The organism is Herbaspirillum lusitanum P6-12, assembly GCF_000256565.1.
Classification (GTDB): domain Bacteria; phylum Pseudomonadota; class Gammaproteobacteria; order Burkholderiales; family Burkholderiaceae_D; genus Herbaspirillum; species Herbaspirillum lusitanum.
Genome location: NZ_AJHH01000086.1, coordinates 1 through 6,597, shown reverse-complemented (window position 1 = coordinate 6,597; position 6,597 = coordinate 1). Strand labels below are relative to the sequence as shown.

The 6,597-nt window shown below is 62.5% G+C and carries 7 protein-coding genes and 1 pseudogene; 6 read left to right on the top strand and 2 right to left on the bottom strand.

Annotated features, from left to right (window positions below):
• From HLUSI_RS0102910 to HLUSI_RS0102890, 5 genes and pseudogenes are all read left to right on the top strand, one after another.
• On the top strand, positions 1-476 hold a 476-nt coding region (locus tag HLUSI_RS0102910; RefSeq protein ID WP_016832545.1), incomplete at its 5' end, for an LmrA/YxaF family transcription factor.
• Positions 422-904, top strand: a pseudogene (locus HLUSI_RS31260) (TetR/AcrR family transcriptional regulator); the annotation flags it as partial. The gene HLUSI_RS0102910 and the pseudogene HLUSI_RS31260, both read left to right, overlap by 55 nt.
• Positions 905-974: 70 nt before the next feature.
• On the top strand, positions 975-1,772 hold the full coding sequence (locus HLUSI_RS0102900) for an SDR family NAD(P)-dependent oxidoreductase (RefSeq protein WP_029363053.1): 798 nt from the start codon (positions 975-977) through the stop codon (positions 1,770-1,772).
• 184 nt (positions 1,773-1,956) lie between these two features.
• Positions 1,957-2,961: an NADP-dependent oxidoreductase gene (locus HLUSI_RS0102895; protein ID WP_029363052.1), complete on the top strand. Its 1,005-nt coding sequence runs from the start codon at positions 1,957-1,959 to the stop codon at positions 2,959-2,961.
• Between the two features lie 62 nt (positions 2,962-3,023).
• Positions 3,024-3,830, top strand: coding sequence for an oxidoreductase (locus HLUSI_RS0102890; RefSeq protein ID WP_029363051.1), 807 nt, complete (start codon positions 3,024-3,026; stop codon positions 3,828-3,830).
• A gap of 30 nt (positions 3,831-3,860) precedes the next feature.
• On the opposite strand, the gene HLUSI_RS0102885 is transcribed toward HLUSI_RS0102890, so the two are convergent.
• Positions 3,861-4,760 carry a polysaccharide deacetylase family protein gene (locus HLUSI_RS0102885; RefSeq protein ID WP_016832541.1) on the bottom strand — a complete coding sequence of 300 codons (900 nt, stop codon included), beginning with the start codon at positions 4,758-4,760 and terminating at the stop codon, positions 3,861-3,863.
• Positions 4,761-4,851: 91 nt separating this feature from the next.
• Complete coding sequence (locus HLUSI_RS0102880) at positions 4,852-6,099, bottom strand: MFS transporter (RefSeq protein ID WP_157137723.1); 1,248 nt, start codon at positions 6,097-6,099, stop codon at positions 4,852-4,854.
• Between the two features lie 161 nt (positions 6,100-6,260).
• On the opposite strand from HLUSI_RS0102880, the gene HLUSI_RS0102875 reads away from it, so the two are divergent.
• On the top strand, positions 6,261-6,597 hold a 337-nt coding region (locus HLUSI_RS0102875), incomplete at its 3' end, for a LysR family transcriptional regulator (RefSeq protein WP_016832539.1).

Here is a 6,597-nt window from a genome sequence, read left to right as displayed (position 1 = left end):
AATCTCGCACGATCGTATCGTGGAGGTGGCGGCGCGACGCCTTGCTGGCCGAGGCTTGGAGACATGCGGGGGCCGAATCGGCTGCTCTGGCGGCTCGGGTGACCTCCGCTGCGCCGCCAGGGCAGGCAATACAGGCAATGATGCAGGCGTATTTATCGTCCGAGCATATCAGTGCTATTGAGACTGGGTGCCCGGTGTCGGCGCTGGGCTCGGAAATGCCGCGCCAGTCTCCCGAGGTGCGGCGTGCCGCAACGATACATATCAAGGAGATGATCGATTTGATTGCCCGCCAGCTACCGGACTGGGGGCAGCCGCAGGCGCACCAGCAGGCGATGGCGCTGCTGTGCGCCTTGATCGGCACCACCGTGATCGCGCGGGCGGTTGACGACCCTGCGCTGTCCGAGGCGCTGCGCGCGCAAAAATTTATACCATCCGTCGTAGTGGCTATGCGGGTACCGGCCTGGCTGACATCATGAAGGAAGCCGGCCTGACGCACGGCGGTTTTTACGCGCACTTCAAGTCGCGCGACGCCTTGCTGGCCGAGGCTTGGAGACATGCGGGGGCCGAATCGGCTGCTCTGGCGGCTCGGGTGACCTCCGCTGCGCCGCCAGGGCAGGCAATACAGGCAATGATGCAGGCGTATTTATCGTCCGAGCATATCAGTGCTATTGAGACTGGGTGCCCGGTGTCGGCGCTGGGCTCGGAAATGCCGCGCCAGTCTCCCGAGGTGCGGCGTGCCGCAACGATACATATCAAGGAGATGATCGATTTGATTGCCCGCCAGCTACCGGACTGGGGGCAGCCGCAGGCGCACCAGCAGGCGATGGCGCTGCTGTGCGCCTTGATCGGCACCACCGTGATCGCGCGGGCGGTTGACGACCCTGCGCTGTCCGAGGCGCTGCGCGATTATCATATTTATGCCTTTTGTTCGCTGGAAATCCAGTACAGCAGTGCTAACTCTTTAAGGATCTACGATGTCAACATCCACACGAAAAATCGCCGTGATCACCGGCGCCTCGTCGGGAATCGGCGCAGTCTATGCCGACCGTTTCGCCAAACGCGGTTACGACCTGGTATTGGTCGCCCGGCGCGCCGACCGGCTGCAAGCGCTGGCGGCGACGATTTCCACGACGCATGGCGTCAGCGTCGAGACGCTGGTCGCCGATCTGGCCACGGATGACGGCCAGGCCAGCGTAGCGCAAGTCCTGACGACGAACCCGGCAGTCAGTGTCCTGGTGAACAACGCCGGCATTGCACGGCTCGCGCCCATCGCCGGCGGCGCTCTGGAAGATTCCACGTCGCAAATTGCGCTGAACATCACCGCGCTGACGCGCCTGACGCACGCGGCCTTGCCTGGCATGAAGGCGCGTAACGAAGGCTTGATCATCAATATCTCCTCCGCGCTGGCGCTGCATTCTTTACCGATCAGCTCGGTGTACAGCGGCACAAAAGCGTTTGTCCTGAGTTTCAGCCGCGGTCTGCAGCAAGAGCTGGCCGACACGGCGGTCAAGGTGCAGGTCGTACTCCCGGCCGCCACAGCCACGGAGGTCTGGGACCAATCCGGCGTACCGCTCTCTGCCCTGAATCCCGATACGGTCATGCCGACGGAAGCGATGGTCGATGCGGCCCTGGCCGCGCTGGACCAAGGTGAAAGCATCACATTGCCCGCAGTGGCTGACGCGGGTGCCATCGAGCGTTTTGAATCGGCGCGCGCTGCGCTCTTTGCGGGTACCCAAACCGGCAAGGTCGCACCCCGATTGCTGCCGGCCTGAGCTGCGCCCATAGCCGCGCCGGGTATCCTGGCAGCGGTTGTCATTGAAGTCATGTTCACGCTGGCGTTGCTGCATGTCGGCCGGCAATCGTCGCAGACCCGGGGGCGGTGAGGACAGGGTTAACCCCGCGCGGCAGGTCGATGCAAGGACCGCCGCCGTACATGGAAAGAAAAAGAGGGAAAGCATGAAAGCACTCGTCCTGAAAAGCTATGGCGGACTCGACAAGGTCGACTTCGCCGAAATCCCGCGACCAGTGATCAAACCAGATGAAATCCTTGTTCAGGTGCTCGCTGCCGGGTTGAATCCTATCGACTACATGATCGCGAAGGGCACGTTCAAGCCCATCTTGCCGTTGCGACTGCCCCACACAGTCGGCAGTGACCTGGCAGGGATCGTGGTGGAAGCGGGAAGCAAGGTAACGCGCTTCAAGCCGGGCGACGCCGTGTTCGCCAGCATCTTTGACCTTCCGGGCGGCAGCCTCGCCGAGTTCGCTGCCGTGCCTGAATATGCAGCCGCGCTCAAGCCGGCCAATCTGGACTTTGTACAGGCGGCTTCGATCCCGATGGTTGGCCTTACATCGTGGCAGGCGTTGCATGAGCGCGCGCAACTTAAACCAGGGCAGAAGGTATTCATCCCGGCGGGTTCGGGCGGTATAGGCACTTTCGCTATCCAACTGGCCAAACATTTTGGTGCGACGGTGGGTACCACGACCAGCAGCGTCAATGTGAACCTGGTGCGTAGCCTCGGCGCGGACGAGGTGGTGGACTACAAAAAGCAGGACGTGGAGAACGTGCTGCGGGGCTACGATGCCGTGCTGGGCACCGTCAGGGGCGACGCGCTGGAAAAGTCCCTGGCGATCCTGAAACCCGGCAGCAAGGTAGTTTCGTTGATAGGGCCGCCGGACGCCGCCTTCGCCCGTGCGCGCGGGATGAACTTTCTCATGAAGGTGGTGTTCAGCCTGTTGAGCGCGAAGATCATTCGCCGCGCAAAAAGGCGCGACGCCAGCTATTCCTTCCTGTTCGTCCGCCCAGACGGCGGCCAGCTTGCCGAAATCGGTGATTTGCTTGCGAGCGGGCGAATCCGCCCCGTGATCGATAGGGTGTTTGCGTTTGATCAGGCGAAGGATGGGCTCGTCCATCTTGAACAAGGCCGTGCCAAAGGCAAGGTGGTAGTGCAGATGAAGCAATAACGCGGCCGCCGCGTGCTTGCGTGCAGCGCAACGGATTTCAAATTAAAGCAAAAGGAAAAATGATGGCGACCTCAAAAGTTGTTTTGGTAACCGGTGTCTCATCCGGTATCGGTCGGGCGGCGGCCGAGCAATTTGCACGGCAGGGATGCGAGGTATTCGGCACCGTCCGCAATATCTCCACGGCGGCGCCATTGCCCGGCGTCACCCTGATTGAGATGGATGTCCGCAACGACGACTCAGTGCTCCATGCCATTGCCGAGATCGTGGGCGCCGCCGGACGCATCGATGTACTCGTCAACAACGCCGGGGTGAATATGATCGGCGCGGTGGAGGAGACCAACATGACCGAGGCGATGAGTCTATTCGAGACCAATGTCTTCGGCATCATGCGTACCTTGCAAGCCGTTTTGCCGCACATGCGGAAACAGCGCTCGGGAAGAATCGTGAACGTGAGTTCCGTGCTTGGATTCCTTCCTGCGCCCTACATGGGGCTCTATTCGGCATCGAAGCATGCGATCGAGGGGCTGTCGGAAACACTGGATCACGAAGTACGACAGTTTGGCATTCGTGTCACGCTGGTGGAGCCGGCCTACACCAGAACCAGCCTGGAGACCAATTCACCGCAGGCCAAGTCCACTCTTGCTGCCTACGACCGGGAGCGCAATATTGTGGCCGCCGCGGTTGCCCGCGCTACCAACGAGGCGCCTGAGCCCTATGCCGTTGCCACGACAATCGTTGACGCAGCGCTTGGCAAATGGCGCATGCGCCGCACGCCTGCCGGCCAGGCCTCGCTGTTGGGTACATTACGCCGATTCTTGCCGGCAGGGCCGGTGGACGCCAGCTTGAGAAAACAATTCGGGCTTTCCTGAAATCTGCCTGCGAGAGCGTGATCAATGCGCTCAGTGAGAATTACCATCCCACATCCAAGCCCACAGCGGCGGCAAATGCAGAGGCCTGGAACGGTCCGTGACCGTGCGCGCCATCACCGCCCGCCGCAATGCCGCGCTGTCGTCGTAGAACGGCTTGGCGGCCACTCTCAGGCCGGTTTCCTGCGCGCTGTCGAGCAGGATCTGCATGTACTCCAGCATATGGCGCGAGGTGTAGCGGTTGAGATCGTGGAACGTGACTTCCACCGGGATCACGCCATCCACCGTCGGCAGCTCGCCGTTGGCGATGCGCTCGCGCACTTCCGACAATTGCCGCAGGATATTCGAACGGCGGCGCAGGCTGAAGTTGTAGCCCCAGATCTTGCCGTCGTTCAGGCTGACATCGGTCATCAGCACATGAAAGCCGTGCTGCTGATAGGCGGCGAAGGTGCGCTGATCGAAGTTCCAGAACGGCGGACGCAAAAAAGTCGGTGCGGCGCCGGTGATGGCGGCAATATCGGCACTGCCATCGGTGAGCGACTGTTCCAGCGCCTGCGGGCTCAGGTCGCGATGATTGGTATGTCCCGGAGTACTGGTGTGGAAGCCAAGAATATGTCCTTCCGCATGCTCGCGCCGCATGATCGCGCGACCAAGTTCGCTACCGCCTGCACCGCTGGCGCGCGTCTGGACAAAGAACACCGCCTTGACGCCGGGCACGTGCGGGTTGTTGGCGAGATCGTCCAGAATCGACAGCGTCGGATTGGCAAAGCCGGATGCACTCGGACCGTCGTCGAAGGTCAGCAGGAAACGAATCGGCGCCAGCACATTGAGGCGCTGCTCGGTCAGCGGCGTCAGCGCAATGGGCGGGGCAATGCAGCCGCTCAGGCCAAGCGCCAAGGTGACTGCCGATAAAGTGGAGAAGATGGTTTTCAAGCTGCGGACCGGTCATGTGTTGCAGTGTCGACAAATCCACGGAAGAGCCGCACAGAAGCGGCCCGATTATACCTGAGCGCGCGCCCCCAAATTAAAGGGACGCGGCAGCCGGAAAGCCTTTGCGCCGGGCCAGCCACGCCACTGCCAGCGTCGGCGCCAGCAGCGCCAGCAAGGCCCACGGAAACGATGCCACCCCGACGGTATCGAGCAGCACGCCGCCGACAATTCCGCCGCCGGCAATGGCCAGGTTCCACACCGTCACGATCATCGCCTGTGCGAGGTCAGCCGCGTCGCCGGCATTCTTGGCCGACGCCGTCTGGAACAGGGTCGGCACGCCGCCATACGCCAGTCCCCACGCCGCTACGCCGGCATACACCATCGCCGGGGCGCTGCCCCATATTCCCAGTGTCGCCGCAGCGAAGCCGAACAGCACGATGCTGATCAGCACCAGCGTGCGCAGCCGGCGATCAATCAGGGCGCCGGTGACCCAGATCGAGGCCAGTGCGCTCACGCCGAAGATCAGCAGGATCGCACCGACCTTGTCCGCCATGCCGGCCCGCGCAAGGAAAGGCGCGATGTAGGTGTACAGGATGTTGTGCGCCAGCACGAACGCCAGCGTCACAAACAACACGGAACGCACGCCGGGCAGCATGAACACCCCGGTGATCGACAAACGGCTGTCGCTTTTCTGGCCAGGAAAATCCGGCACCCGGGCAATCGTCCAGACGATCAGGATCAGCGTCATCGCGCTCATGATGCCGAAGCTCAGGCGCCAGCCCACGCTCGCGCCGAGAAACGTCGCCGCAGGGATGCCCAGCGACAGCGCAATCGGGATGCCGGCCATCGTGACGGCGATGGCGCGGCCCTGCAAATGTGACGGCGCCATACGCGCCGCATAGCCCGCGATCAGCGCCCACACCACGCCTGCGAACACGCCGGCGAAGAAGCGCGCCGCCAGCGTCAGCGGATAGCTGGTCGATACTGCGGTGATCGTGTTGACGATCACGAAGCCGACGATGGCCGTCATCAGCAAGGGTTTGCGGCGCCAGCTCTGGGTAGTTGCCGTGAGCGGAATGGCGGTGATCATCGAGCCGATCGCATACAGGGTCACGAGCTGCCCGATCAGGGATTCGGACACGCCCAGGTCGGCGCTCATCTGCGGCAGCAAACCAGCCGGCATGGCCTCGGTGAGGACGGTAATGAACGCCGCCATGGCCAGCGCCAGCAAACCTGCAAGCGGAAGTTTGCCGGCGGTTTGGCTGATCGTGCTGTTTGCCGGGTGAGGCCGCGCAGATGCCGGCGCAGGGGTGTCGGGGTTGGAGCAGGTCGAAGAAGTCATTTTGGAGGTCCGGTCGTTGTCCAGTGAAGCAGCGGCAAACGCCATTGCGTGAACAACCAAGATAAGGCTTTCAGAGACTGCGGACAATTGGGCTATAGTTCCAATCACATTGGATCAATATGTCCGTAATTGAAACCGGACACCACGCGCGAAGGAGCGCCATGGATAGCCTCAACTCGCTCAACGCCTTCGTCCAGGCGGCGGAAGCGCGCAGTTTTACCGCCGCCGGGCATCAGCTCGGCGTGTCGTCCTCGGCCGTCGGCAAGTCGATTGCGCGCCTGGAAGAACGGCTCGGCGTGCGACTGTTCCACCGTTCCACGCGTTCGGTGACGCTGACGCCGGAAGGCGCCGCCTTCCTCGAGCGCTGTCGCCGCATCTTCGCCGAAGTCGAAGCGGCCGAGCAGGAATTCGCACACAGCCTGGGCGCGCCGCGCGGCAAGCTGCGCGTGAGCATGCCCATCGTCGGCATGCTGATGATGCCGGCGCTGAGCGCCTTCA

Bases quoted from the DNA above. Each gene is read 5' to 3' on its own strand.
- HLUSI_RS0102895 (WP_029363052.1), top strand. From the start codon at position 1,957: ATGAAAGCACTCGTCCTGAAAAGCTATGGCGGACTCGACAAGGTCGAC.
- HLUSI_RS0102900 (WP_029363053.1), top strand. From the start codon at position 975: ATGTCAACATCCACACGAAAAATCGCCGTGATCACCGGCGCCTCGTCG.
- HLUSI_RS0102890 (WP_029363051.1), top strand. From the start codon at position 3,024: ATGGCGACCTCAAAAGTTGTTTTGGTAACCGGTGTCTCATCCGGTATC.
- HLUSI_RS0102880 (WP_157137723.1), bottom strand. From the start codon at position 6,099: ATGACTTCTTCGACCTGCTCCAACCCCGACACCCCTGCGCCGGCATCT.